Genomic DNA, 24,696 nt, shown 5'->3' with positions numbered 1-24,696 from the left:
GAGGGTCAACTGGGTATGCCGCCTGCTCGCCCGGGCGGGCGAGGCGCAGGCGACGTGCGTGACGGCGCCGCGACCCTAGGATGGTCCGCACTATGAGCGAGTGGTTGGGCGTCCTTGCCGGCATCGCGTTGACGGTCGGGACGGCTGTCTTCGTCGCGACCGAGTTCAGCCTCGTGGCGCTCGACCGGCCCACCGTGCAGAAGGCCGTCGACGCCGGTGACACCCGCGCCGGGGTCGTGCTCGGGTCGCTGCGGCGGCTCTCGACCCAGCTGTCCGCGGCGCAGGTCGGCATCACCCTGACGACACTCGTGCTGGGATTCATCGCGACGCCGTCGCTCGGCGCCCTGCTCGAGGGGCCGCTGGCCTCGGTCGGGCTGTCCGACACCGCGGCCGAGTCGGTGTCGGCGGTGCTGGCGCTGGTGATCGCCACGTTGTTCTCCATGGTGTTCGGTGAGCTGCTGCCGCAGTTCCTCGGGATCTCGGCACCGCTGCCGACAGCCAAGGTCGTCGCGATGCCCGTGCGGGTCTTCGCGCTCGTCGCCCGGCCCCTCATCGCGGTGCTCAACGGCTCGGCGAACGCGTTCCTGCGCGCGGTCGGCATCACGCCCCAGGAGGAGCTGTCCGGCGCGCGCACCCCGCAGGAGCTCGCGTCGCTCGTGCGCCACTCCGCCGAGGCCGGCACCCTCGACGAGGGCACCGCCCGGCTGGTGACGAAATCGCTGGACTTCGGGGTGCAGACCGCCGCAGACGTCATGAGCCCCCGCGCGCGGTCGACCGCGATCGACCGCACCGCCACCGCCGAGGACGTCGTGCAGCTGGCCCGGCGCACGGGGCACTCGCGTTTCCCGGTGCTCGGCGAGGACTGGGACGACATCGACGGTGTCGTCCACGTCAAGAAGGCCATCGCGGTGCCGCACGAGCGGCGCCCGGACGTGCCGGTGTCGGCGCTCATGGTGCCGCCGCTGCTCGTGCCCGAGACCATCCGGCTCGACCCGCTGCTGCTGATGCTGCGCGAGCACGGGCTCCAGCTGGCCATCGTCGTCGACGAGTACGGCGGCACCGCCGGCATCGTCACCCTCGAGGACGTGGTCGAGGAGATCGTCGGCGAGGTCTCCGACGAGCACGACGTCTTCCGGACCACGGGGCGGCAGTTCACCGACGGGTCGTGGACGGTGCCGGGCCTGTGGCGTCCGGACGAGGTGCGCGAACGGATCGGCGCCGACGTGCCCGACGGGCCGGCCTACGAGACCACTGGCGGCTTCGTCATGGCCGCGCTCGGTCGCATCCCGCGTGTCGGCGACGTCGTCGGCATCCCCGGCTGGGAGGTCAGCGTCCTGCTGATGGACGGCATGCGCGCCGACCGGCTGCGCTTCCGCCCGGTGCCACCCGACGAGGAGGGCGACCACGACCAGGTTGCCGGCGACCACGACGGCAGGGGAACCGGGCACGCGACCGGCGCACGCGGCATACCCGACTCGACGACGGGAGGAGCGGCATGAGCGGTTGGGCCATCACCGTCACCGTCGTCCTCCTCCTGCTCAACGCGTTCTTCGTCGGGGCGGAGTTCGCGGCCATGGCCGCACGCCGCTCCCAGCTGGAGCCCCTCGCGGCGGCCGGGTCGCGCCGGGCGCAGTCCAGCCTCGACGCCCTGGAGCAGATGGGGTCGCTGCTCGCCTGCGCCCAGCTCGGCATCACCGTCTGCTCCGTGTTGCTCGGTGCCATCAGCGAGGTCGCGCTGCACCACGCGCTCGAGCCCGTCGTCCACGCGCTCGGCCTGCCCGAAGGCGCCGTCAGCCCCATCGCACTGGCGCTCGCGCTGCTCGTCGTGGTCTACCTGCACGTCGTCGTCGGCGAGATGATCCCCAAGAACATCGCCATCGCCGGCCCCGAGCGCGCCGCCCTCATCCTCGTGCCGCCGCTCATGGCGCTGACCCGGGTGCTGCGGCCCGTCATCACCGTGATGGAGCGGATCGCCAAGGCGCTCGTGCGGCTGTTCCGCGTCGAGCCCAAGGACGAGATCGCCTCGACGTTCACCGTCGAGGAGGTCGAGAGCATCCTCGCCGAGTCGCACCACGAGGGACTCATCGAGGAGCGCCAGCAGTCGCTCGTCGGGGCGGCGCTGGAGTTCAGCGACAAGGACGCCGTCGACGTGGCGGTGCCGCTGGCCGAGCTCGTGACCCTGCCTCTGACCGCCACCCCGGACGACGTGGAGCGGCTCGTGGCCAAGCGCGGGTTCTCCCGTTATCCGTTGGTGGACAAGGCCGGTGGGCTCGCGGGGTACCTCCACCTCAAGGACGTGTTGTATGCCGACGACGCCGAACGCGACCTGCCCGTGCCGGTCAAGCGCGTGCGCAAGCTCGCGACCGTGCAGGCGGCCGACGAGGTGGAGGAGGTGCTGACCACGATGCAGCGCACCGGGTCGCACCTCGCGCGGGTGGTGGACGACGCGGGGGAGGACATCGGGGTGGTGTTCCTCGAGGACGTCATCGAGGAGCTGGTCGGCGAGGTGACCGACGCGTCACAGCGCTGAGGTCGCCGTGCGGCATCAACGGTTCGGTCCCGTAGAGCCGTGCCGCACACTCGGGGTCCGGGTTCGGCGGTGCGGCTGGCCCCCGGCAGGAGCCGTCGTCGCGACCCGCGCTCGTTCCTCGCGCGGTGCGCTCCTCCTCCCGTCATCATGCCGGGGCACCAAAAAGCCGACCGCTTCGCGGCCGGCGTTTGGTGCCCCCGGCAGGATTCGAACCTGCGCTCCCGCCTCCGGAGGGCGGTGCTCTATCCCCTGAGCTACGGGGGCGTGCCTCGGTAGGAGGCGCCCGCAGAGGTTAGCAGCCTAGGCTTCGCATCATGGAATCCGGGCCCGTGGTCTACGTCTGCGACGACACCGCCCAGATCCGCCAGCTGATCCGGCTCAACCTCGAGCTCGACGGGTTCGAGGTCCACGAGTACTCCGACGGCCAGGCGCTGCTCGAGGGACTGCACGCCACCGACCGGCTGCCCGACGCCATCACCCTCGACGCGCAGATGGAGCCGCGCGACGGCTGGTGGGCCATCGCCCGCATCCGCGAGGATGCCCGGCTGGCCGGCATACCCGTCGTCATGGTGACCGCGTCGGTGCACGAGCACGACCGCGCCCAGGCGCAGGGTTCGGGGCTGGACGCGTTCGTGGCCAAGCCGTTCGAGCCCGAGGAGCTCGTCGAGCTCGTCCAGGGGCTGACGGCCGACGGCAGGGGCACCGCGGGCGCGCCCTAGAATTCCCCGGTGACCCCCGAAGAGCTCTCCACCGCGATCCGCACTGCCCTCGAGCAGGCCGTCGCCGCCGGCGACCTGGCCGTCGACGTCCCGGCCCAGGTGCGGGTGGAGCGTCCGAAGAACCGTGACCACGGCGACTGGTCGACCAACATCGCGATGCAACTCGCCAAGGGCGCCGGTATGCCGCCGCGAGACCTCGCGACCGCGCTCGCCGAGCGCCTGGCCCAGGCACCTGGCGTGAAGGCGGTCGACATCGCCGGGCCCGGGTTCCTCAACATCACGCTGGACGCCGCCTCCGCCGGAGAGCTCGCCCGGACCATCGTCGAGGCGGGAAACTCCTACGGCCGCAACGAGTCCGAGGCCGGACACGTCATCAACCTCGAGTACATCTCGGCCAACCCGACCGGCCCGCTCCACCTCGGCCACACCCGGTGGGCCGCGCTCGGCGACGCCATGGGCAGGCTGCTGCGCGCATCCGGCGCCGAGCTCACGACCGAGTACTACCTCAACGACGCCGGCACGCAGATGGACAACTTCGCCCGCAGCGTCCTGGCCCGCGCCAAGGGCGAGCCGACGCCCGAGGGCGGCTACCCCGGCGAGTACGTCGACACCCTGGCTGCCTCCGTCCTCGAGCAGCACCCCGACCTCCTCGCCCTCCCGGAAGGTGAGGCCCTCGCGGTCGCCCGCGACGCGGCATACGTGTTGCAGCTGAAGGACATCCGCGACACGCTCGCCGACTTCGGGGTGACCTTCGACGTGTGGTTCTCCGAGAAGACGCTGCACGACTCCGGCGCCGTCGAGCAGGCCGTGGCCCGGCTGCGCGAGCAGGGTCACGTCTACGACGACGGTGGCGCGGTCTGGCTGCGCACCACCGACTTCAGCGACGACAAGGACCGCGTCCTCATCCGCAAGGACGGCGAGCCGACCTATTTCGCCGCCGACGCCGCGTACTACCTGTCGAAGAAGGACCGCGGGTTCGACGAGAAGATCTACCTGCTGGGTGCCGACCACCACGGCTACATCAACCGGCTCAAGGCGATTGCGGCCGCGGCCGGTGACGACCCCGAGCAGAACATCGAGGTCAAGATCGGCCAGCTGGTCAACCTCGGCGGCGCCAAGCTGTCCAAGCGAGCCGGCAACATCATCGAGCTGCGCGACCTCATCAACTGGATCGGCACCGACGCGATCCGCTACTCCCTGGCGCGCTACCCGGCCGACAGCCCGCTGTCGCTCGACGGCGAGGAGCTGCGCAAGCAGACCAACGACAACCCGGTCTTCTACGTGCAGTACGCGCACGCCCGCACCGCGAACGTCGCGCGGCTCGCGGGGGAGGACGGTGTGCGCCGCGAGGACGGCTTCGACCCGTCGCTGCTCGCCGACCCCACCGAGGCGGCACTGCTGGCGGTGCTCGGCGACTTCCCGCGCGTCGTCGCCCAGGCCGCGCACCTGCGCGAGCCGCACCGGGTCGCGCGCTACCTCGAGGACCTCGCCGGGCACTTCCACAAGTGGTACGACACCTGCCGGGTGCGGCCGATGAGCGCCGACGAGGAGATCACCGACGTCCACCGGACGCGGCTGTGGCTGAACGACGCGACCCGCCAGGTCTTGGTCAACGGACTCGACCTCCTCGGGGTGTCGGCCCCCGACAGGATGTAGCCCATGCGCGCGCACGAGGCCGGAGCCCTCCATGCCGACGGGTACGGCGGCCCTCCCCACTGGCTGCCGTGGCCGACCGACGTCATGGAGCTGCTCCCGCAGTTGTGGCCGCAGACGATCGGGCGCGACGACGAGGGCCGGCTCACGGTCGGCGGCGTCGACGTGGTGAGCATCGCGCGCGAGTTCGGCACGCCGGCATACGTCATCGACGAGGAGGACTTCCGCGCACGGGCGCGCGGCTTCCGCGACGACTTCGCCGCCCCCTTCGCCGACCTCGGCGGCGTCGACGTCTTCTACGCGGGCAAGGCGTTCCTGTGCACCGAGGTTGCGCGCTGGGTGGCCGACGAGGGGCTCAGCCTCGACGTCTGCTCGGGCGGCGAGCTGGCCGTCGCGCAGCGCGCCGGCTTCCCCGCCGAGCGAATCGGCTTGCACGGCAACAACAAGAGCGTCGCCGAGCTGCGGCAGGCGCTCGACTACGGCGTCGGTCGCATCGTCGTCGACTCGTTCGAGGAGATCGACCGGGTGGCCGACGTCGCGGCCGAGCTCGGTGTCCGCGCACCCGTCATGGTGCGCGTCACCGTCGGCGTCGAGGCACACACGCACGAGTTCATCGCCACCGCCCACGAGGACCAGAAGTTCGGTTTCTCCCTCGCCGGCGGGCAGGCGGCCGAGGCGGTGCGCCGCATCCTCGCGCGCAGCGACGTCCTCGACCTGCTCGGCCTGCACTCCCACATCGGGTCGCAGATCTTCGACACCTCCGGCTTCGAGGTGTCCGCGCGGCGACTGCTCGGCCTCCACGCCGAGATCGCGCGCGAGCACGGCATCCACCTGCCCGAGCTCGACCTCGGCGGCGGGTACGGCATCGCCTACACCTCCGAGCACACGCCGTTGTCGCCCGCGGCCCTCGGCGAGCAGATGGCCGACCTCGTGCGCCGCGAGCTCAAGGCGGTCGGCGACGGCAGCCCGGACACGCCCGCACCGCGCATCTCGATCGAGCCCGGTCGCGCCATCGTGGGTCCGTCCACCTTCACGCTCTACGAGGTCGGAACGGTCAAGGACGTCGACCTCGGCGGGGGAGCGAAGCGCACCTACGTCAGCGTCGACGGCGGCATGAGCGACAACATCCGCACGGCCCTCTACGACGCCGACTACTCGTGCACCCTGGCCGGCCGCAGCTCCGACGCCGACCCGCGCCTCGCGCGCGTCGTCGGCAAGCACTGCGAGTCCGGCGACATCGTCGTCATGGACGAGTACCTGCCCGCGGACATCACCGCGGGCGACCTCATCGCGGTTCCCGGCACCGGCGCCTACTGCCGCAGCATGGCCAGCCAGTACAACCACACGCCCCGCCCGCCGGTCCTCGCTGTCCGCGACGGCAAGGCGCGGGTCCTCGTGCGGCGCGAGACAGTCGACGACCTCCTCGCCCTCGACGTCGGCTGACGGTCGGCGGGGTGGGCCGGATAGGGTCCGGATCGCGGACCCCCGGGTTCCAACAGGTGGACACGCGGCACGATGGGGCGGTGAGTGAGTTGCAGCAGGAGCAGGCGTCGGGCGCGCCGTTGCGCGTCGCGTTGCTCGGGTGCGGTGTCGTCGGCTCGTCCGTCGCGCGGATGCTCGTCGAGCACCGAGATGACCTCGCCGCACGCGTCGGTCGGCCCCTCGAGCTCGTCGGCATCGCCGTGCGCCGCGCCGGTCGAGACCGGTCCGACCTGCCCGTCGACCCCTCGCTCTTCACGACCGACGCCGCCGAGCTCGTCACCCGCGCCGACGTCGTCGTCGAGGTGATCGGCGGCATCGAGCCCGCCCGGTCGCTCATCGAGAGCGCCATGAAGCACGGCGCCTCCGTCGTCTCCGCCAACAAGGCGCTGCTCGCCGAGGCGGGACCGGCCCTGTATGCCGCGGCCGCCGAGCACGGTGTCGACCTCTACTACGAGGCCGCCGTCGCCGGTGCCATCCCGATCCTGCGCCCCATCCGCGAGTCGCTCGCCGGCGACGAGGTCCGCAAGGTCATCGGCATCGTCAACGGCACCACCAACTACGTCCTCGACAAGATGGACACCACCGGTCAGGGCTTCGCCGAGGCCGTCGAGCAGGCACAGGCGCTCGGGTATGCCGAGGCCGACCCGACCGCCGACGTCGAGGGCTTCGACGCGGCCGCCAAGGCCGCGATCCTCGCCTCGCTGGCCTTCCACACCCGCGTCTCAGGCGACCAGGTCTACCGCGAGGGCATCACCGAGGTGTCCGCCGCCGACGTGCAGGCTGCGCGCGAAATGGACTGTGTCGTCAAGCTCTTGGCGATCTGCGAGCGCACCGACACCACCGGCCCGGACGGCCAGCCGACGGCCGGTGTCTCCGTGCGGGTGCACCCCGCGATGATCCCGAGGTCACACCCGCTCGGCGGCGTGCGCGACGCGTTCAACGCGGTCTTCGTCGAGGCCGACGCAGCGGGCCAGCTCATGTTCTACGGCAAGGGCGCCGGCGGCGACCCCACCGCCAGCGCCGTCCTCGGTGACGTCGTGGCGGTGGCTCGGCACCGCGTCGGCGGCGGTCACGGACCCGGCGAGTCGGCATACGCAGACCTGCCCGTCCTCGCCATGGGACAGGCGCTCACGCGCTACCACATCAGCCTCGACGTGGCCGACCGTCCGGGCGTACTCGCCCAGGTGGCAACGGCTTTCGCGCAGAACCACGTCTCGATCGAGACCGTGCGCCAGCAGATCGTCGACGGCGACGACGCGGGTGACGCGGGTGGCGCGACCCGGGCGCACCTGGTCGTCGTGACCCACAGCGCGCCCGACGCCGCGCTGGCCGCGACGGTGGAGGCGCTCGCCGAGCTCGACACGGTCCGCGAGGTCACCTCGGTCATGCGGGTGGAGGGCGACTGATGGCGCACCTGTGGCGCGGAGTGATCCGTGAGTATGCCGCGCGGCTGCCGATGCTCGAGGGTGCGCCGGTCGTGACCCTCCAGGAGGGCGGAACCCCGCTCATCCCGGCCGAGAAGCTGAGCGAGCGCGTCGGCGCCGAGGTCTTCGTGAAGTACGAGGGCCTCAACCCGACCGGCTCCTTCAAGGACCGCGGCATGACGACCGCGATGTCGATGGCGGCCAAGCACGGCGCCAAGGCCGTGATCTGCGCGTCCACCGGCAACACCAGCGCCAGCGCCGCGGCATACGCCACCAAGGCCGGCATGACCTGTGCGGTGCTCGTGCCGGAGGGCAAGATCGCCATGGGCAAGCTGAGCCAGGCAATCGCGCACGGCGCGACCCTGCTCCAGGTCGAGGGCAACTTCGACGACTGCCTCACGGTGTCGCGCAAGCTGGCCGAGGCCTACCCGGTCGACCTGGTCAACTCGGTCAACCCGGCCCGCATCGAGGGGCAGAAGACCGCGTCGTTCGAGGTCGTCGACGCGCTCGGCGACGCCCCCGACATCCACTGCCTGCCCGTCGGCAACGCCGGCAACATCACGGCCTACTGGAAGGGCTACCGCGAGTACCACCAGGGCTCGGAGTCGCCCGGCCCGGCGACCCGGCTGCCGCAGATGTGGGGCTTCCAGGCGGCCGGTGCGGCGCCGATCGTCCTCGGCCACCCGGTCGACGAACCCGACACCATCGCCACCGCGATCCGCATCGGCAACCCCGCCTCGTGGAAGCAGGCCGAGGCCGCGCGCGACGAGTCGGGTGGTCGCATCGAGTCGGTGACCGACGAGCAGATCCTCGAGGCGCACCGGTTCCTGTCGTCGCAGGAGGGCATCTTCGTCGAACCGGCCTCGGCCGCGTCGGTGGCGGGGCTCTTCCAGGTGCACGCAGCCGGTCAGGTGCCGCCCGGTGCCCGCATCGTCTGCACCGTCACCGGTCATGGCCTCAAGGACCCGCAGTGGGCGCTGCGCGAGGCCGACGGCACCGAGATCGTGCCGGTCAAGATCCCTGTCGACGCCTACTCCGCCGCCGTCGCGCTCGGCTTCGACAGCTGATGTCGCGCGTGCTCGACCCCGGCGCCTCGGTGACGGTGCGGGTGCCGGCGAGCAGCGCCAACCTCGGACCGGGCTTCGACTCCATCGGCCTTGCGCTGGGGCTGTGGGACACCTGCACCGCCACGGTCACCGACACCCCCGGCATCGTCGTGGACGTCGAGGGGGAGGGGGCGCAGGACGTGCCCCGCGACGGCAGCCACCTCGTGGTGCGGACCATGCTGCGCGCCTGGGAGGCGCTCGGAGTCGAGCCGCCTCCGGGGCTCCACCTCCAGTGCGCCAACACCGTGCCGCACGGTCGCGGGTTGGGTTCGTCGGCAACCGCAATTGTCACGGGAATTCTTGCGGCACAAGGGATTGACGATGTATGCCGCGGCGCCGGCGGCGATGGCGCGTCGCCTGACCTGGGCTTTGTCAACGACCTCGCCGCCGAGCTCGAGGGGCACCCGGACAACTCATCGGCGTCGGTCTTCGGCGGACTGACCCTGTCGTGGTCGGACGAGCCGGGCCGCACGTCGACGGTGCGGCTCGAACCGCACCCGGACGTGCGTGCCCTGGTCTTCGTGCCTGCCACCCAGCTGTCCACGGCCAAGGCGAGGTCTGTCCTGCCGACCCATGTCCGCCATGGCGACGCGGCGAGCAACTCGGCCCGGGCCGCCCTGCTCGTCCACGCCGTCACCAGCCAGCCGGCATACCTGCTCGCGGCCACGCGCGAGTGGCTGCACCAGGAGGCGCGCCGCGAGTCGTTCTCCTCCTCGATGGCGCTGGTCGACCGGTTGCGCGCGGCGGGGCACGCGGCCGTCATCTCCGGGGCGGGGCCTTCGGTCCTCGTGCTCACCACGGCGGACCGTGCGGGCGAGGTCACCGCGTTCGGCGACCCGGCGTGGTCGGTCCTGGCGCCCGGCATCCCCACCATCGGGGCCCACATCACCGATCGGACACGCGCGGGTCTCGATCCGCAGAGCCGGGACTTCGGGTGAGGGCGTCGGTGTTACATTGATGTCGCACTCCCCGAGATGCCCCGACGCGCATCCACCGGTGAGATGCACCCACCACACGAATCAGCCCCGTTGCTGTGCCGGCTGTCATGCCGCGTGTGGCTCCCATCGGCCAGCACCCTGGCCGCAAGCACCGGACCGAATCTGACCAGGTCCATTTGACGAGGGGGAAGGATCCTTCGTGACAGACACCACCACTGTCGACACTGCTTCCGGGCAGGACGACAAGCCCCGCCGTTCCGGCGCGCTCAGCACCATGAAGGTCGCCGAGCTGCAGGGCCTCGCGGCGAGCATGGGCATCACCGGCACCGCGAAGATGCGCAAGAGTGACCTCGTCACCGCCATCAAGGACCGGCAGTCCGGGGGCGGGTCCGCCCCGCGCAACGACGCGCCGGCGCGCGAGGAGGCTGCGCGTGAGGCGGCAGCCGCCCGTCGGGCCGAGCGCCAGGAGCGAGCCGACCGGCAGTCCGACCAGCCGCAGTCCGACCGGTCGCGGGGCGAGCGGGCGGACGCACAGGAACGGTCGGCCACGCAGCAGGAGAGCCGCGAGCAGGGCGGCCAGCGCCCCCAGCGTGCAGACCGCGAGGACCGCGACCGTCAGGACCGCGGCGACCGCCAGGCTCGCGGTGACCGGCAGGACCGCGACCGCCCGGATCGCGGTGACCAGCAGGACGACAACCGTCAGCGCAACCAGGGCCAGGGCGGCCAGGGTGGCCAGAGCCAGGGCCAGAGCCAGCGGCAGGCTGACCAGAACCAGGGCGACGACGACGGCGATGGCCGGGGTGGCCGGCGCCGCAACCGCAACCGGAACCGCAACCGCGACAAGCGCCGCGGCCGTGACTTCGGCAGCGACTACGACGGCGAGCCGCAGCTGACCGAGGACGACGTGCTCGTCCCCGTCGCGGGCATCCTCGACGTGCTCGACAACTACGCGTTCGTGCGCACCTCCGGCTACCTCGCCGGCCCCGGCGACGTCTACGTCCCGCTGGGCATGGTCAAGAAGAACGGCATGCGCAAGGGCGACGCCATCACCGGTGCCGTCAAGGCCCAGCGCGAGGACCAGCCGCAGAACCAGCGCCAGAAGTTCAACGCCCTCGTGCGGCTCGACACCGTCAACGGCATGTCGCCCGACGACGCCCGCAAGCGGGTCGAGTTCGGCAAGCTGACCCCGCTGTACCCGCAGGACCGGCTGCGCCTCGAGACCGACCCGGCCCAGCTCACCACGCGGGTCATCGACCTCGTCGCCCCGATCGGCAAGGGTCAGCGCGGCCTCATCGTCGCCCCGGCCAAGGCCGGCAAGACGATGGTGATGCAGTCGATCGCCAACGCCATCACCACCAACAACCCCGAGTGCCACCTCATGGTCGTCCTCGTCGACGAGCGGCCCGAAGAGGTCACCGACATGCAGCGTGCGGTCAAGGGCGAGGTCATCTCCTCGACCTTCGACCGGCCGGCCGAGGACCACACCACGGTGGCCGAGCTGGCCATCGAGCGGGCCAAGCGGCTCGTCGAGATGGGCCACGACGTCGTCGTGCTGCTCGACTCGATCACCAAGCTGGGTCGCGCCTACAACCTCGCCGCCCCGGCGAGTGGTCGCATCCTGTCCGGTGGTGTGGACAGCGCCGCGCTCTACCCGCCCAAGAAGTTCTTCGGCGCCGCCCGCAACATCGAGAACGGCGGCTCGCTGACCATCCTCGCGACCGCGCTCGTCGAGACCGGTTCGCGCATGGACGAGGTGATCTTCGAGGAGTTCAAGGGCACCGGGAACATGGAGCTCAAGCTCGACCGCGGCCTGGCCAACCGCCGCATCTTCCCCGCGGTCGACGTCAACAACTCGGGCACCCGCAAGGAGGAGATCCTCCTGTCGCCCGACGAGCTCAAGATCATGTGGAAGCTGCGCCGGGTGCTCGCCGCACTCGACCAGCAGCAGGGCATCGAGCTGCTCATCGACCGGCTGCGCAAGACCCGCAGCAACGCCGAGTTCCTCATGCAGGTGCAGCACACGTCCTCGATGCGGCTCGAGGACGAGGACGACGACTGATCCACGAGTGACCCGAGCCGGCTGACCGGCCCGAGCCGGATCGAACACGCTGCCCCCGGGATCCATTCCCGGGGGCAGCGCCGCGTGCGCAACCGTGCACGCAGGTGCGGTGCCGCCTCATCCGATCGGTCGACACTTGCGTCACTGCAACTCGTTTTGACCGCAATCGCCTACATTTGGTTGCGGCCCAGTCGCGCACCCGTGCGCACCGGGCCGCAACCGAGCAGCCGGGTTGGCAGGGAAGAGGACGGACCCATGGACGCATCGCAGTCGGTGCGGGTGCTGGTCGCTGACGACGACCCGGACATTCGTGACCTCGTCGACTTCAAGCTGAGCCAGGCGGGGTATGCCGTGGAGGCCGTTCCCGACGGCCTGTCGGCCTGGGAGTCGTTCCAGCAGGAGACGCCTGCCCTGGTGATCCTCGACGTGATGATGCCGGGTCTGTCGGGCATCGACGTGCTGCGCAAGATCCGAGACAGCGGCTCGCCCAAGACGCCCGTCCTGCTGCTCTCGGCCAAGTCGCGTGACAGCGACGTCGACACCGGCTTCGCGGTGGGTGCCGACGACTACGTGGTCAAGCCGTTCAGCCCGCGCGAGCTGCTGCACCGCGTCAACCGTATGGTTCCGCGCTCCTCGTGAGCCTGCTCCAGCTCCTCTGGCTCACCTTCGGAGCCGTGTTCCTCACCTGTCTCGGGCTCGTCGCGCTCGTGGTCGCCACGAAGGTCCTGCGCACCCGGCACGAGCGGCGCGCCGCCGAGCTGGTGCAGCCCCACCGACTGCACCTCGTGGCAGTCGCCGCGGGCGAGGACGATGACGGCAGCCACCTGCGCGCGCTCGAGGTCGTCGACGGTGAGGCGCGCGAGCCGCTCGACGACGTCGTCCTCGACCTGCTCACCAAGGTGCGGGGTGCGCCCGCCGAGGCCCTCGCCTCGCTGCTGCTGGCGCACGGTGTCGCGGACCGCGCCCCGCACGACCTGCGCCACCGCAACCCGGTGCGCCGCGCCAGGGCGGCGAGCGCCCTGGGCCTGTGCAACGTCGGCAGTGCCATGCCGCTGCTGGTCGAGGCGCTCAAGGACCACAGCCCGCAGGTGCGGGTGGCCGCGACGTCGGCGCTCGGGCGGATCGGTCAGCCGTCGGCGGCGCGGCCCATCCTGGCCGCGGTCGGTGCCGAGCACGCAGTCCCCGCTGGCCCCGCCGCCGACGCCCTCGAACGCATGGGGGTGGGCGTCTCGCCGGCCCTGGCCGAAGGCCTCGGTGCCGACAGCGCCACGACGCGCACCGTCGCGGCATACGTGAGTGGTGAAGGCGCGTTCTCACGGTCGGTTCCGGGGCTGCGCGAGGCGCTCGCCGCCGACCCCGACCTCACCGTCCGGGAGACCGCCGCGACCGCGCTCGGCAAGGTCGGTCGCTCCGACGACGTCCTTTTCCTGCTGCGGTATGCCGCGGCCGACCAGCCGCTGTCCCTGCGCCGCTCGGCCGTGGCGGCGCTGGCCGAGCTCGGCGACGCGAGCTCGATCGACGCCATGGCGGGGCTGGCCGCCGACGACGACCCGCGGGTGGCCGAGACGGCGGCCGAGGCGTTGCTGCGCCTCGGGGCGCCCGGCCGGGCCGCCCTGGACCAGGTGCCGGCCAGCCCGGCGGTCGAGACGGCGCGGCTCGTCGCCGCCATGCGACGCGGATCTCCGACATGAGCTGGGACGCGACGGTCGAGGGGCTGCGTACCGCGGTGCTGTGGGTCATGGCCGCGACGTCGGCGCCGATCCTCATCTACTTCCTGCTCATCAACGCGTCCTACCTCGTGCTGATCGTGTTGGCAGCCATCGACTTCCGCGCCCAGCACCGGCAGCGGGAGGCCGAGGTCGAGGACTTCGGTGGCGCGCTGACGCCGGGGGTCTCGCTGCTCGTGCCGGCCTACAACGAGGAGGCCGGCATCGTCACGTCGGTGCAGGCCCTGCTGTCGCTGCGTTACCCGCGGCACGAGGTCGTGGTCGTCGACGACGGCAGCAGCGACGGCACCTTCGAGAAGCTGCGCGAGGCGTTCGACCTCGTCGAGGTGCCGCGTCAGCTGCCGCAGGACGTGCCGATCCGGGTGGCGGTCCTCGGCGTCCACGTCCCGCGTGACGGCCGCACCCCGCTCGTGGTGGTGCGCAAGGAGAACTCGGGCCGGTCGGAGGCACTCAACGTCGCCCTCAACGCGGCATCCGAGCCGCTCGTCGCCATGATCGACGCCGACTCGATCCTCGAGCCGGACGCGCTCGTGCGGGTCACCCAGCCGTTCGTCGACGACCCGGCCCGCATGGTCGCGGCCGGGGGAGCGATCCGCCCCGTCAACGGCAGCCGCGTCGTCTCGGGACGCATCGTGCGGGTGCAGATGCCGAAGCAGTGGCTGGCCCGCATCCAGGTCGTGGAGTACCTGCGGGCCTTCCTCCTCGGCCGCACCGGGTGGTCGCGGTTCGGGGCGCTCATCCTCATCAGTGGCGCCTTCGGTGTCTTCCGCCGCGACGTCATCGTCGAGGTCGGCGGCCTCGACCCGGACAGCATCGGCGAGGACTTCGAGCTGGTCCTGCGGATCCACAAGAAGCTGCACGACGAGGAGCGTGACTACCGCGTCGGGTTCGTGCCGGAGCCGGTGCTGTGGACCGAGGTGCCGTCGACGACGGCGGTCCTGCGCAGGCAGCGCAAGCGGTGGCACCGCGGGCTGTGGGAGACGCTGTGGGCCTACCGTGGCATGGTGTTCCGCCCGAAGTACGGGAAGGTCGGCATGATTGCGCTGCCGTACTACTGGGTGTTCGAGCTGTTCGCCCCGCTGCTGGAGTTCTTCGGCATCATCATCGTGCCGCTCGCGTTGCTGCTGGGTGTCGTCAACCTCCCGTATGCCGCGTTGTTCCTCCTCGTGGCGTACGGCCTGGCGATCCTCGTGACGCTGTCGGCGATGGCGGCCGAGGAGTGGTCCTTCCACCGGCACGAGCGGTGGCGCGACCTCGGCACGACCCTGGTGGCGTCGCTGCTGGAGAACATCGGCTACCGCCAGATGACGGTGTGGTGGCGGCTCGAGGGGTGGTGGGCGTCGTTGCGGCGCAAGGAGCAGGTGTGGGGCGTGATGACCCGCACCGGGTTCGAGAGCGAGCCAGAGTGAGCCGGCTGTCCGAGCGGTCCATCAACTACCAGGTGCGGGCCCTGGTCGTGAGCGTCCTGCTGGTCTTCCCGCTGCTGACCGGCCTCGTGGTCGTCCAGCTCGCCAAGCAGAACCGTGCGGCCTCGTTGCTGACCCTGGCGCTCGGGCCGGCGTTCGACGCCAACAACGCGGCGATGATCGACATGACCGAGGCCAACGCCGGCTGGAGCCAGCTGATGGGCGGCGAGACGCCGGTGATCCGGTACCGCCTGAAGCAGGAGCTGGTGAAGGGCGACTTCGACACGGTCGGTCGGGCACTGTCGTCGACCACGATCGACGCCGACCAGCGACGCACCTACGAGGCCCTGCTCGACAAGGAGCGCGCCACGGCGACGGCGTGGTTCGCCGCCGCGAGCCGGGCCGAGGCGGAGCTGGGCACGAGCCTGGGCACGTCGAGCACGGCCGAGGCCGACGCCGTCCGGGCGTTCCGCGACTTCCGCGACGCCAACCGGTCCCTCTTCGCAGCGCTCAAGGTCGAGCGCGACCACGCCCGGTCCGACGCGCGGGCCCGGATCACGTTGACGATGGCGCTGGTCGGTGGCACCGCCCTGCTGACCCTGGCGCTCCTCGCCGCCTGGGGCCGCATCTTCCGGGGCTCGGTGGTGCGCCCGCTCGAGCGGCTCCGCGAGGTCGTCGACCGGCAGCGCGACGGAGACCGGCAGGCGACGGCCGATCCGTCGGGTGCCACCGAGGTGCGCGCGCTCGCAACGGACTTCAACGGCCTCACCCGGGCGAACACCATCCTCGAGGAGCAGCAGCGCGCCGTGCTCGCCTCGCACGAGCTCGTCATCGAGGTCGGCCGGCTGGTGCACGCCGCGCCCGACGTGGAGGAGGCCCTGGACTCGGTGTGCGCTCTGCTGGGTGAGGGGCTCGCCGCCGACCGGGTCCTGCTCTACACCCACGACGACGACGGCGAGATCAGCGAGCACACGCAGTGGCACAGCCCCGACCTGCCCGACCTGCCGCGCCTGCCGCCGTCGCTCGGGCCGGAGGTCCAGCGCGTCACCGACGAGCTGCGCAGCCGGGGGACGTTCTTCGGGGTCCCCGACTTCCTCGACCCGCAGGTCCAGGCGCAGGAGCGCGCCGCTGGCTTCTACCGGGCCACCGGGGCACGCAGCCTGCTGATGGTGCCGGTGGGTTCCGGCGAGCGCGGACTGGGCGTGCTTGCGCTGATGATGGTCGACGGGCCGCGGCGCTGGCGTCGGCACGAGATCCAGGCCGTGCAGCAGTGCGCCGGGTACGTCGCGCAGTCCGTCATCGCCCTCGAGCTGAGCGAGCTCCAGGCCGAGCAGGTGCGCCGACTGACCGAGCTCGACTCGCAGAAGACTGACTTCATGGCGACGGTGTCGCACGAGCTGCGCACCCCCCTCACGTCGATCGTGGGGTACCTCGAGATGCTCGAGGACGGCGACTACGGCGAGCTCAACCAGCGGCAGATCGAGGCGCTCGGCACGGTGGAGCGCAACGCGGTCCGTCTGCGCGGCATGATCGAGGACCTGCTGGTGCTCAACAAGATCGAGGCGTCCGGCGTGCAGCCCAGCCTCGCGACGGTCTCGGTGGCCAGCCTGGTGGCGGCCACGGTCGAGGTGCTCGGTCCCCAGGCGGCCGTCGCGGAGGTGAGCCTGCAGACGGCTCCGGTGGACCCGAACCTCATGGTGTCGGTCGAGCCACGCCACCTCGAGCGGGCCCTGCTCAACCTGGGCTCCAACGCGGTCAAGTTCACCCCCGCTGGCGGGCGCGTCGAGCTGACGGCGGTCAGGGACGGCAACGACGTCGTGGTCACGGTCGCCGACTCGGGCATCGGCATCCCCGCGGCCGACCTCGACCAGCTCTTCGGCCGGTTCTTCCGCGCCAGCAACGCCACCGCGGCCGCGATCCCGGGCACCGGTCTCGGGTTGGCCATCGTGCGCCAGATCGTCGAGGGGCACGACGGCCAGCTGACGCTGGAGTCGACCGAGGGCGAGGGGACCACCGTGCGCATCCGGCTACCGCTGGTCACGCCCGATGCCGCGGATCCGGCGGGGAATGACGAGCACGTCCCTGCCGTTTAGGAGGACGTGCCACCTTTCTGGCACACTTCCCTAGTTGGACCGGTTCACGGCTGGCATGCCTGACATGCGGGGTCTGCATCGAGACGCGATGGGCCCGCCGACCCGGACGAATCCCAAGGAGCACGCAGTGAAGAAGGACATCCACCCCGAGTACGTCGCCACCACGGTGACCTGTACCTGTGGCAACACGTTCGAGACCCGCAGCACCGCTGCCGACGGCGCCATCCGCGCCGAGGTCTGCTCGAACTGCCACCCGTTCTACACCGGCAAGCAGAAGATCCTCGACACCGGTGGTCGCGTGGCCCGCTTCCAGGCCCGCTACGGCAAGAAGGCCGACGCGAAGAACGCCTAGCTTTTCCGATGCGCCGGTCCTGACCCTTGTGGTCGGGGCCGGCGCATTCGTTTCCCCGTACGACCCATCCACCGGGAGCTTTCGATGCTGGAGTCCGCCGCCGCCCTCGTCGAGGAGCACGCCGCCCTCGAGCGGCAGCTGGCCGACCCTGCCGTCGCCTCCGACCCCGACGCCGTGCGCACCATCAACAAGAGGTATGCCGCGCTGGCACCGACCGTCGCGGCATACCACGCGTGGGTCGGGGCCAAGGACGACCTCGCCGCCGCGCGCGAGCTCGCCGCCGAGGACGAGGGGTTCGCGGCCGAGGTGCCCGGGCTGGAGGCGGACCTCGCCGCGGCCGAGGACAAGCTGCGCCGCCTGCTCGTGCCGCGCGACCCCGACGACGACCGCGACGTCATCCTCGAGGTCAAGGCGGGGGAGGGTGGCGAGGAGTCCGCGCTGTTCGCCGGCGACCTGCTGCGGATGTACCTGCGGCACGCGGAGCGGCGGGGCTGGAAGACCGAGGTCATCGACGCGACCGAGTCCGACCTCGGCGGGTACAAGGACGTCCAGGTCGCGATCAAGGCCAAGGGCACGCCCGAGCCGGGGGAGGCCCCGTGGGCCCGGCTCAAGTTCGAGGGTGGTGTGCACCGGGTGCAGCGCGTCCCTGTCACCGAGAGCCAGGGCCGCATCCACACCTCCGCCGCGGGGGTCTGGGTGATGCCGGAGGCCGAGGACGTGGAGGTCGAGATCGACCCGAACGACCTCAAGATCGACGTCTACCGCAGCTCCGGCCCAGGCGGGCAGAGCGTCAACACCACGGACTCGGCCGTGCGGATCACGCACCTGCCGACCGGTGTGGTCGTCAGCTGCCAGAACGAGAAGAGCCAGCTCCAGAACAAGGAGTCGGCGCTGCGGGTGCTCCGGGCCCGGCTGCACCAGATCGCGATGGACGAGGCGGCCGCAGCGTCGGCCGAGGCCCGCAAGAGCCAGGTGCGCACCGTCGACCGCAGCGAGCGGATCCGCACCTACAACTTCCCCGAGAACCGCATCAGCGACCACCGCACGGGCTACAAGGCCTACAACCTCGACGCGGTGCTCGACGGTGACCTCGAGCCGGTGATCCAGTCGGCGGTCGACGCCGACGAGGCCGCCCGGCTCGCGGCCGTGGCCGAGACCGCGTGACCTCCCTCAAGCAGGGGGTCGCGTCGGCGACCCTCACGCTCCGGGACGCCGGGGTGCCGTCGCCCGAGGCGGACGCCCTGGCCCTCGCCGCCCACGTGCTGGGGGTCGACGCATCCGAGGTGCGACGCCGGGTGGTGATGGGTGACGAGCTCGATGCCGTTGTCTCCCAGCGGTATGCCGCGTTGCTCAGCGAGCGCGCAGCGCGGGTTCCGTTGCAGCACCTCACCGGTCGCGCCCACTTCCGCCACCTGACCCTGGAGGTCGGACCGGGCGTCTTCGTGCCGCGTCCGGAGACCGAGCTCGCCGCGGGTCTGGCCATCACTGCCGGCGCGACGGCGGGGGAGTCGCCGATCGTCGTCGACCTGTGCACCGGCTCGGGCGCCATCGCCCTGTCTGTGGCGAAGGAGGCGCCGACCTCGACCGTGTATGCCGTGGAGCTGTCGCCCGAGGCGCACGCCTGGGCGCAGCGCAACGTCGAGGCGACCGGGCTGGCGGTGGAGCTGTCGCTGGGAGATGCCACGACGGCATACCCGGAGCTCGAAGGGCGGGTCGACGTCGTGGTGAGCAACCCGCCCTACATCCCCGTCGGGATGGTGCCGCTCGACCCCGAGGTGCGCGACCACGACCCGCAGGTCGCGCTCTACGGCGGCAGCGACGACGGCCTGGCGATTCCGCTCGCGGTCGCGGCCCGGGCGGCGGCGCTGCTGCGCCCGGGCGGCGTCCTCGTCATGGAGCACGCCGACACCCAGGGGGCGACACTGCCGGAGTCGCTGCGCCGCAACGGAAACTGGACCGACGTCGTCGACCACGTCGATCTCAACGGCCGCCCGCGCGCGACTGTCGCCACCCGCGCCTGACGCGGGTCCTAGCATTGGGCGCATGAGCCCGGTCTACGACTGCACCACCCCCGAGGGTCTCGCCGAAGGGGTCGCCAAGGCCTCGGCCGCCGTCCGTGACGGCGAGGTCGTCGTACTGCCGACCGACACCGTCTACGGCGTGGGCGCGGACGCGTTCTCCGCTGAGGCGGTCGCCTCCGTGCTGGCCGCCAAGGGGCGCGGGCGCGAGATGCCACCGCCGGTCCTGGTGCCGAGCGTGCGCACCGTCGACGGGCTCGCGACCTCGGTGCCGCCGTGGGCGCGCGCCCTCATCGCGAAGTTCTGGCCCGGGCCGCTGACGCTGATCTTCGAGGCGCAGCCCTCGCTCATGTGGGACCTCGGCGACACCAACGGCACCGTCGCGCTGCGCATGCCGCAGGACGACGTCGCCATCGCGCTGCTCAGCGAGGTGGGGCCGATGGCCGTCACCAGCGCCAACCTCACCGGTCAGCCCCCGGCCACCACCGTGACCGACGCGGCCGCGCAGCTGGGTGCGGCCGTGACCGTCTACCTCGACGGCGGGCCGACGACCAGCAACGAGGTGTCGACCATTGTCGACTGCACCGGCGACGAGCCGGTGGTGCTGCGCGCCGGTGCGATCTCGTGGGACGACATCGAGGACGTCGTCATTGCCGCGCGCCAGCCGCAGGAGGACGCCGCCCCCGTGAGCGACGCGGACGCGCCGGAAGCCGCCGACGACGACGCAATAGAGTTGCCGGCGGACCCCGCCGCCCGACCCGGCACCGCTGCCCGACCCGAGGGAGACACCCATGAGCGCTGACACCTTCTACGGCTCCGACTACGGCGCGCTGGAGTCCTTCGACCCCGACATCGCCGGCATCCTCGTCGACGAGCTCGAGCGGATCCGCGGTGGCCTGCAGCTCATCGCCTCCGAGAACATGTCCAGCCCCGAGGTCCTCACGGCGCTCGGCTCGACCCTGTCGAACAAGTACGCCGAGGGCTACCCGGGCCGCCGCTACTACGGTGGCTGCGAGGTCGTGGACCGGGCCGAGAACCTCGCGATCGAGCGGGCCAAGGCGTTGTTCGGCGCCGACCACGCCAACGTCCAGCCGCACTCCGGCGCCAGCGCCAACCAGGCGGTCTACGGCGCGTTCATGCAGCCCGGCGACACCATCCTGGCGATGGCGCTGCCGATGGGTGGCCACCTCACCCACGGCACCAAGGTGTCCTTCTCGGGCAAGTGGTTCAACGCCGTCCACTACGGCGTCGACAAGCAGACCGAGGACATCGACTACGCAGAGGTCGAGCGGCTCGCCAAGGAACACCGGCCCAAGGTGATCCTCGCCGGCGGCTCCGCCATCCCGCGCCTGATCGACTTCGAGTTCTTCCGCCGGGTCGCCGACGAGGTCGGCGCGATCTTCTGGGTCGACGCGGCCCACTTCATCGGTCTCGTTGCGGGACAGGCGATCCCGAGCCCCGTGCCGCACGCCGACGTCGTCACCTTCACGACGCACAAGGTGCTGCGCGGCCCGCGCTCTGGTGCCCTGGTGTGCAAGGAGGAGCACGCCGCCAAGCTCGACAAGGCCGTCTTCCCGATGATGCAGGGCGGCCCCCAGATGCACACCATCGCGGCCAAGGCCGTGAACTTCAAGGAGTGTGCGACGCCCGAGTACCAGACCTACGCCAAGCGGGTCATCGAGAACGCTGCGGTGCTCGCGGAAGCGTTGGGGGAGAAGGGGATCCGGCCCACGACCGGTGGCACCGACACCCACCTGTCGCTGCACGACCTCCAGGGCATCGAGGTCACCGGCGCCGACGCCGAGGCCCGCGCCGACGCCGCGGGCATCGTGCTCAACAAGAACGCCATCCCGTTCGACCCGCAGAAGCCCAACATCGCCAGCGGCATCCGCGTGGGCACCCCGTGCGTCACCACCCAGGGCATGGGCACCGAGGAGATGCGCGAGATCGCCGACCTCATCGCGACCGCGGTCACCAAGGGTGACGCCGACCCCGACCACGCGGTCTCCAAGGAGGTGCGCGCGGGCGTGACGGACCTCGTCACCCGCTTCCCGGCATACCCTCGAGGCTGACACCACCTCGGAAGGCGCCGCGTAAGTGCGCGAGTATCTGCTCGTCCTGTTGGTCGCCGCGGTCATCACGTATGCCGCGACGCCGCTGCTGCGCGCCGTCGCCGTGCGCACCAGGGCGTTCACACCGGTCCGGGACCGCGACGTGCACTCGGTGCCGATCCCGCGCCTCGGTGGGGTGGCGATCTTCCTGGGGTTCGCCGCGTCGATGCTGGTGGCCAGCCAGCTGCCGCGGCTCGGTCAGGTCTTCCAGCTCGGCCCGGAGCTCCAGGGCATCCTCTGGGGTGCGGCGATCGTGTGCCTGCTCGGCGCGATCGACGACATCCGCGAGCTCGACTGGCTGACCAAGATGGGCGGCCAGATGATCGCGGCCGGGATCATGGCCTTCAGCGGGGTGCAGCTGCTCCAGCTGCCCATCGGTGGTGGCGTGACGGTCCTGCCGACGCCGATCATCGTGGCGCTCACCGTCTTCGCGGTGGTCCTGTGCACCAACGCCGTCAACTTCATCGACGGGCTCGACGGTCTCGCGGCCGGGGTGGTCGCCATCGCCGCGCTGTCGTTCTTCGTCTACAGCTACTTCATCTCGCGCACCTTCGACCCACCCAACGTGTTCTCCTCGGCCACCTTCATCTCGGCCGCGCTCATCGGGTGCTGCCTGGGGTTCCTGCCGCACAACTTCTACCCGGCGCGGCTGTTCATGGGTGACTCCGGCGCACTCCTGCTGGGCCTGCTGCTCGCGGCCGCGATCATCTCGACCACCGGCAACGTCACGCCGACCCAGGTGAGCGCCAACCCGCTCGCGGCGACGCTGCTGCCGCTCGTCATCCCTGCGGCGATCATCCTGCTGCCGCTCGTCGACATCCTGCTGGCGGTGGTGCGTCGCACCCGGCGGGGGGAGCGGCCGTGGCAGCCGGACAAGCAGCACCTGCACCACCGGATGCTCCAGATCGGCCACGGCCACCGGCGGGCCGTCCTGCTGCTGTGGCTCTGGGCTGCGGTCGCCTCGCTCGGTTCGGTGAGCTTCATCTTCGTCGGCGACCCCCGCCTCGCCGTCGGGGGAGTGGTGCTCGCCATCGCGGTCGTCTGGGTCCTCACCCTCTGGCTGCCGCGCTTCTCCGCGCCCGGCCACCGCCCCCGCAAGGTCCGCTGACGGGGGTTGCCACGCGGCATACGCTGCTGTCGAAGTGCGCGATTGGCGGCCCCGGGAGAGCTTGTGATAGCTTTCACAAGCGCCGAGGACGGCGCCCAGACCACCTCTCGCCGAGCACTCCAGCCGCGACGACCAGGCAGGCCAGACCGATGACGCAGCAGACCGCGCCCCAGGGAGACAACCTCTTCCACGTGGTGCTGCGCGGGGCCCTTCTGCCGACCGCGGTGGCAGGCGTCCTGACCTCGATCGTCCTCGCCTTCTTCCGCGGCGTCGACGGCGGGGTGGCCGGCCTCATCGGCGTCGCGATCGGTCTCGCGTTCTTCGCCTCCGGCCTGTTCATCGTCGGCCGGTTCGTCAAGGACACCACCGAGCCGATGCTGTTCATGGCGGTCGGCATGGCGGTCTACTTCGCCCAGGTGCTGCTCCTGCTCGGCGTCCTGGTCATCGCCCGCCGCATCGAGGTGTTCGACTCGTATGCCGCGGGCATCGCGTTGCTCGTGTCTGTCCTCGTGTGGCAGGGCGCCCAGATGCGCGCCTGGCGGCGCGCCCGGGTTCCGGTCTACCGGGAGCGCGCGGACGGGGCCGACTCGACCTTGGACAGGAGCGCCTCGTGAGCTTCCGATCCCGCGTCGCGGCCCCGGCAAACCGTCCGGTAGCGTACGGGCTGTCGTCCCCCGCGACTCCGGCTCTCGTCCGTCCGCGCAACTTCTGCCGCACTGACATCCGCCCCGGATCGGCGGTGCGATCGCTCGACATGTCACTGGAGGAGAGGCTGTGAGCCTGAACGTGGTGCCCCTGCACATGCTGCCTGCCGTGGTCCCCGCGGCCGAGGGCGGTGGCGAGGGTTTCGAGACCCCCGGCGTCGCGAACTTCTGGTGGCCCCTGTTCGGTGGTGACGGCGCGTTCGCCTTCACCCGGCCGGCCCTCGTGCTGCTCATCTCGGTGGCCCTCATCGCCTGGTTCTTCGTCGGGGCGACAGGCAAGCTCAGCCTCGTCCCGAGCAAGCGCCAGTTCCTCGTCGAGGGCACCTACAACTTCGTGCGCAACACCCTGGGCCGCGACATCATCGGCAGCAAGGACTTCCTGCAGTTCCTGCCACTGCTGTTCACGCTGTTCACGCTGATCCTCGTCAACAACGTCTTCGGCATCGTCCCGTTCGTGCAGTACCCGACCTTCAGCCGCCTCGGCTTCCCACTGGTGCTCACGGTCATCGTCTACCTGACCTACCACGCGGTCGGGATCAAGCGGAAGCACGGCGTCCTCAACTACCTGAAGTCGCTCGTGCCCCCGGGCCTGCCGACCTGGCTCAAGCCGATCCTGTTCGTGCTCGAGTTCCTCACCTACTTCGTGATCCGGCCGCTCACCCTCGCCCTGCGACTCATGGGCAACATGCTCGCCGGTCACCTCATGCTGCTGGTGTTCATCCTCGGTGGTGAGTACCTGCTGCTGCACGGCGACAACATCGGCCTCAAGGGCGCCGGCATCCTGTCGATGGCCTTCTCGGTCGGCATGACCTTCTTCGAGCTGCTCATCGAGTTCCTGCAGGCCTTCATCTTCACCCTGCTCGCAGCGCTCTACATCGCCGACGCGGTGAGCGAGCACCACTGACCACCGGGCCCGCCCGGCTTGCACGACCCCAACTGAATACACCGCACACGACACCGGGAACCGCTCCCGGTGCCACCCGAAAGGAACGAACATGCAAGGCAACATCGCCTTCCTCGGCTACGGCCTCGCCGCGATCGGCCCCGGCATCGGTGTCGGTCTGATCTTCGCCGCCTACATCAACGGCGTTGCCCGCCAGCCCGAGGCTCGCGGCATGCTGCAGACCATCGCCTTCACCGGCATGGCCATCACCGAGGCGCTGGCCATCCTCGGTCTGGTGTTCGCGTTCGTCTTCCAGGGCTGACGCTCACCGCTTTCGAGCCCAGGCTCACCAAGCTGTTCCGTTTCAACAGATAAGGAAGCGA

General features: G+C 71.1%; 22 protein-coding genes and 1 tRNA gene. 22 read left to right on the top strand and 1 reads right to left on the bottom strand.

The window, feature by feature from the left end; translation table 11 throughout:
* Positions 1 to 92 precede the first annotated feature (92 nt).
* Both HJG52_RS07020 and HJG52_RS07015 read left to right on the top strand, forming a co-directional pair.
* Entirely contained in the window at positions 93 to 1,499 is a 1,407-nt protein-coding gene (locus tag HJG52_RS07020) for a hemolysin family protein (protein ID WP_171242745.1), read from the top strand.
* Positions 1,496 to 2,530 (top strand): hemolysin family protein, encoded by a 1,035-nt coding sequence (locus HJG52_RS07015; protein WP_171242744.1) that lies wholly within the window; start codon positions 1,496 to 1,498, stop codon positions 2,528 to 2,530. The genes HJG52_RS07020 and HJG52_RS07015 overlap by 4 nt, the downstream gene beginning before the upstream one ends.
* Positions 2,531 to 2,719: 189 nt before the next feature.
* On the opposite strand, the gene HJG52_RS07010 is transcribed toward HJG52_RS07015, so the two are convergent.
* A tRNA-Arg gene (locus HJG52_RS07010) sits at positions 2,720 to 2,794 on the bottom strand.
* A gap of 50 nt (positions 2,795 to 2,844) precedes the next feature.
* Here HJG52_RS07010 and HJG52_RS07005 point away from each other — a divergent pair.
* From HJG52_RS07005 to atpE, 20 genes are all read left to right on the top strand, one after another.
* Entirely contained in the window at positions 2,845 to 3,249 is a 405-nt protein-coding gene (locus HJG52_RS07005) for a response regulator (RefSeq protein WP_171242743.1), read from the top strand.
* Positions 3,250 to 3,258: 9 nt separating this feature from the next.
* Complete coding sequence (gene argS, locus HJG52_RS07000) at positions 3,259 to 4,905, top strand: arginine--tRNA ligase (protein WP_171242742.1); 1,647 nt, start codon at positions 3,259 to 3,261, stop codon at positions 4,903 to 4,905.
* A gap of 3 nt (positions 4,906 to 4,908) precedes the next feature.
* Entirely contained in the window at positions 4,909 to 6,345 is a 1,437-nt protein-coding gene (gene lysA, locus HJG52_RS06995) for a diaminopimelate decarboxylase (RefSeq protein WP_171242741.1), read from the top strand.
* Between the two features lie 80 nt (positions 6,346 to 6,425).
* Positions 6,426 to 7,790, top strand: a complete 1,365-nt coding sequence (locus HJG52_RS06990) for a homoserine dehydrogenase (protein WP_346767603.1) — start codon at positions 6,426 to 6,428, stop codon at positions 7,788 to 7,790.
* Complete coding sequence (gene thrC / locus HJG52_RS06985; protein ID WP_171242740.1) at positions 7,790 to 8,875, top strand: threonine synthase; 1,086 nt, start codon at positions 7,790 to 7,792, stop codon at positions 8,873 to 8,875. Before HJG52_RS06990 ends, thrC begins: the two co-directional genes overlap by 1 nt.
* Positions 8,875 to 9,852 carry a homoserine kinase gene (gene thrB / locus HJG52_RS06980; RefSeq protein ID WP_171242739.1) on the top strand — a complete coding sequence of 326 codons (978 nt, stop codon included), beginning with the start codon at positions 8,875 to 8,877 and terminating at the stop codon, positions 9,850 to 9,852. Before thrC ends, thrB begins: the two co-directional genes overlap by 1 nt.
* 199 nt (positions 9,853 to 10,051) lie before the next feature.
* Positions 10,052 to 11,911 carry a transcription termination factor Rho gene (gene rho / locus HJG52_RS06975; RefSeq protein WP_346767602.1) on the top strand — a complete coding sequence of 620 codons (1,860 nt, stop codon included), beginning with the start codon at positions 10,052 to 10,054 and terminating at the stop codon, positions 11,909 to 11,911.
* 255 nt (positions 11,912 to 12,166) lie between these two features.
* Positions 12,167 to 12,550, top strand: a complete 384-nt coding sequence (locus HJG52_RS06970) for a response regulator transcription factor (protein ID WP_171242738.1) — start codon at positions 12,167 to 12,169, stop codon at positions 12,548 to 12,550.
* A complete protein-coding gene (locus HJG52_RS06965) occupies positions 12,547 to 13,602 on the top strand; it encodes a HEAT repeat domain-containing protein (protein ID WP_171242737.1) in 1,056 nt (351 codons plus the stop codon). The genes HJG52_RS06970 and HJG52_RS06965 overlap by 4 nt, the downstream gene beginning before the upstream one ends.
* Entirely contained in the window at positions 13,599 to 15,047 is a 1,449-nt protein-coding gene (locus HJG52_RS06960; RefSeq protein ID WP_171242736.1) for a glycosyltransferase family 2 protein, read from the top strand. The genes HJG52_RS06965 and HJG52_RS06960 overlap by 4 nt, the downstream gene beginning before the upstream one ends.
* Positions 15,044 to 17,137, top strand: coding sequence for an ATP-binding protein (locus HJG52_RS06955; RefSeq protein ID WP_171242735.1), 2,094 nt, complete (start codon positions 15,044 to 15,046; stop codon positions 17,135 to 17,137). Before HJG52_RS06960 ends, HJG52_RS06955 begins: the two co-directional genes overlap by 4 nt.
* Positions 17,138 to 17,264: 127 nt before the next feature.
* On the top strand, positions 17,265 to 17,489 hold the full coding sequence (gene rpmE, locus HJG52_RS06950; RefSeq protein ID WP_171242734.1) for a 50S ribosomal protein L31: 225 nt from the start codon (positions 17,265 to 17,267) through the stop codon (positions 17,487 to 17,489).
* An 84-nt stretch (positions 17,490 to 17,573) separates the two neighbouring features.
* On the top strand, positions 17,574 to 18,653 hold the full coding sequence (gene prfA, locus HJG52_RS06945; protein ID WP_171242733.1) for a peptide chain release factor 1: 1,080 nt from the start codon (positions 17,574 to 17,576) through the stop codon (positions 18,651 to 18,653).
* Positions 18,650 to 19,510, top strand: coding sequence for a peptide chain release factor N(5)-glutamine methyltransferase (gene prmC / locus HJG52_RS06940; RefSeq protein ID WP_171242732.1), 861 nt, complete (start codon positions 18,650 to 18,652; stop codon positions 19,508 to 19,510). The genes prfA and prmC overlap by 4 nt, the downstream gene beginning before the upstream one ends.
* Positions 19,511 to 19,532: 22 nt before the next feature.
* Entirely contained in the window at positions 19,533 to 20,309 is a 777-nt protein-coding gene (locus HJG52_RS06935) for an L-threonylcarbamoyladenylate synthase (protein ID WP_171242731.1), read from the top strand.
* On the top strand, positions 20,299 to 21,579 hold the full coding sequence (locus tag HJG52_RS06930; RefSeq protein ID WP_171242730.1) for a serine hydroxymethyltransferase: 1,281 nt from the start codon (positions 20,299 to 20,301) through the stop codon (positions 21,577 to 21,579). Before HJG52_RS06935 ends, HJG52_RS06930 begins: the two co-directional genes overlap by 11 nt.
* 25 nt (positions 21,580 to 21,604) lie before the next feature.
* Positions 21,605 to 22,726 carry an MraY family glycosyltransferase gene (locus HJG52_RS06925; protein WP_171242729.1) on the top strand — a complete coding sequence of 374 codons (1,122 nt, stop codon included), beginning with the start codon at positions 21,605 to 21,607 and terminating at the stop codon, positions 22,724 to 22,726.
* 149 nt (positions 22,727 to 22,875) lie between these two features.
* Positions 22,876 to 23,340: a Cg1360 family ATP-synthase-associated protein gene (locus HJG52_RS06920; protein WP_171242728.1), complete on the top strand. Its 465-nt coding sequence runs from the start codon at positions 22,876 to 22,878 to the stop codon at positions 23,338 to 23,340.
* A gap of 187 nt (positions 23,341 to 23,527) precedes the next feature.
* Entirely contained in the window at positions 23,528 to 24,334 is an 807-nt protein-coding gene (gene atpB / locus HJG52_RS06915) for a F0F1 ATP synthase subunit A (RefSeq protein WP_171243130.1), read from the top strand.
* A 91-nt stretch (positions 24,335 to 24,425) separates the two neighbouring features.
* A complete protein-coding gene (gene atpE / locus HJG52_RS06910) occupies positions 24,426 to 24,635 on the top strand; it encodes an ATP synthase F0 subunit C (protein ID WP_171242727.1) in 210 nt (69 codons plus the stop codon).
* Positions 24,636 to 24,696: the final 61 nt, after the last annotated feature.

The sequence above is a fragment of the Knoellia koreensis genome, assembly GCF_013041615.1.
In the GTDB taxonomy this organism is placed as follows: Bacteria; Actinomycetota; Actinomycetes; order Actinomycetales; family Dermatophilaceae; genus Pedococcus; species Pedococcus koreensis.
The sequence above is the reverse complement of the archived record's forward strand: the minus strand, read 5'-3'. Positions and strand labels throughout refer to the sequence as shown.

Excerpts from the sequence above, each read along its gene's own strand:
- atpB (WP_171243130.1), top strand. The coding sequence starts at position 23,528 with ATGCTGCCTGCCGTGGTCCCCGCGGCCGAGGGCGGTGGCGAGGGTTTC.
- HJG52_RS06920 (WP_171242728.1), top strand. The coding sequence starts at position 22,876 with ATGACGCAGCAGACCGCGCCCCAGGGAGACAACCTCTTCCACGTGGTG.
- HJG52_RS07015 (WP_171242744.1), top strand. The coding sequence starts at position 1,496 with ATGAGCGGTTGGGCCATCACCGTCACCGTCGTCCTCCTCCTGCTCAAC.
- HJG52_RS07005 (WP_171242743.1), top strand. The coding sequence starts at position 2,845 with ATGGAATCCGGGCCCGTGGTCTACGTCTGCGACGACACCGCCCAGATC.
- lysA (WP_171242741.1), top strand. The coding sequence starts at position 4,909 with ATGCGCGCGCACGAGGCCGGAGCCCTCCATGCCGACGGGTACGGCGGC.
- HJG52_RS06930 (WP_171242730.1), top strand. The coding sequence starts at position 20,299 with ATGAGCGCTGACACCTTCTACGGCTCCGACTACGGCGCGCTGGAGTCC.
- atpE (WP_171242727.1), top strand. The coding sequence starts at position 24,426 with ATGCAAGGCAACATCGCCTTCCTCGGCTACGGCCTCGCCGCGATCGGC.
- HJG52_RS07020 (WP_171242745.1), top strand. The coding sequence starts at position 93 with ATGAGCGAGTGGTTGGGCGTCCTTGCCGGCATCGCGTTGACGGTCGGG.
- HJG52_RS06935 (WP_171242731.1), top strand. The coding sequence starts at position 19,533 with ATGAGCCCGGTCTACGACTGCACCACCCCCGAGGGTCTCGCCGAAGGG.
- HJG52_RS06970 (WP_171242738.1), top strand. The coding sequence starts at position 12,167 with ATGGACGCATCGCAGTCGGTGCGGGTGCTGGTCGCTGACGACGACCCG.
- prfA (WP_171242733.1), top strand. The coding sequence starts at position 17,574 with ATGCTGGAGTCCGCCGCCGCCCTCGTCGAGGAGCACGCCGCCCTCGAG.
- thrC (WP_171242740.1), top strand. The coding sequence starts at position 7,790 with ATGGCGCACCTGTGGCGCGGAGTGATCCGTGAGTATGCCGCGCGGCTG.
- HJG52_RS06960 (WP_171242736.1), top strand. The coding sequence starts at position 13,599 with ATGAGCTGGGACGCGACGGTCGAGGGGCTGCGTACCGCGGTGCTGTGG.
- thrB (WP_171242739.1), top strand. The coding sequence starts at position 8,875 with ATGTCGCGCGTGCTCGACCCCGGCGCCTCGGTGACGGTGCGGGTGCCG.